The sequence below is a fragment of the Arthrobacter sp. P1_B4 genome, from assembly GCF_056406555.1.
On record NZ_JBFTZW010000193.1, the window covers coordinates 1 to 1,260 of the forward strand.

The 1,260-nt window shown below is 65.8% G+C and carries 1 protein-coding gene; it reads left to right on the forward strand.

All coding sequences use genetic code 11. The annotated features are described in order from the left end of the window. On the forward strand, positions 1-1,260 hold a 1,260-nt coding region (locus AC1D1W_RS20665; protein ID WP_476944696.1), incomplete at both ends, for a 2-isopropylmalate synthase.

Consider the following 1,260-nt stretch of genomic DNA (forward strand, 5'->3'; position numbering starts at 1 on the left):
AGCTGAAGATGTTCGACCTGCTGGTCCGGATGGGCTACAAGGAGATCGAGGTCGGGTTCCCCTCGGCATCGCAGACGGACTTCGACTTCGTCCGGCAGCTGATCGAGGGCAACCACATCCCGGACGACGTCACGATCCAGGTGCTGACCCAGGCCCGCGAACACCTGATCGAGCGGACCTACGAGTCCCTGGTCGGCGCGAAGCAGGCAATCGTCCACCTCTACAACTCCACGTCCGTCCTGCAGCGCCGCGTGGTCTTCAACCAGGACGAGGACGGCATCCTCGACATCGCCCTGCAGGGTGCGCGGCTGTGCAAGAAGTACGAGGAAACTCTCGCCGATACGCACATCACCTACGAATACTCGCCCGAGTCCTTCACCGGCACCGAGCTGGAGTACGCCATCCGGGTCTGCAACGCGATCGCCGACGTCTTCGAGGCCTCGGCTGACCGTCAGGTCATCATCAACCTGCCCGCCACGGTGGAAATGGCCACCCCCAATGTCTACGCCGACTCCATCGAGTGGATGAGCCGGAACCTGCACCCGCGCGAAGGCATCATCCTGTCCCTGCACCCGCACAACGACCGCGGCACCGGCGTCGCCGCCGCCGAGCTGGGCTACCTGGCCGGGGCAGACCGGATCGAGGGCTGCCTCTTCGGCAACGGCGAGCGGACCGGCAACGTGGACCTGGTGACCCTGGGCCTGAACATGTTCGTCCAGGGCATCGACCCGATGATCGACTTCTCCGACATCGACGAAATCCGCCGCACGGTGGAGTACTGCAACCAGCTGCCGGTGGCCGAGCGGTCCCCGTACGGCGGAGACCTCGTCTTCACGGCGTTCTCCGGTTCGCACCAGGACGCGATCAAGAAGGGCCTGGAGGCCCTCGAAAAGGACGCTGCCGCGGCGGGCAAGGACGTGGCCGACTACACCTGGCAGGTCCCGTACCTGCCGGTGGACCCGAAGGACCTCGGCCGGAGCTACGAGGCGGTCATCCGGGTCAACTCGCAGTCCGGCAAGGGCGGAGTCGCCTACCTGCTCAAGAACGAGCACAGCCTGGACCTGCCGCGCCGCGCCCAGATCGAGTTCTCCGGCGTCATCCAGAAACGGACCGACACGGTCGGCGGAGAAGTCAGCGGACCCCAGCTGTGGCAGGTCTTCCAGGACGAATACCTGCCCTCGGGCTCTGCCGACACCCAGTGGGGCCGCTACGCCCTCGGTTCGATCAGCACGGAGACGGACGAAGACGGCGACATGACCC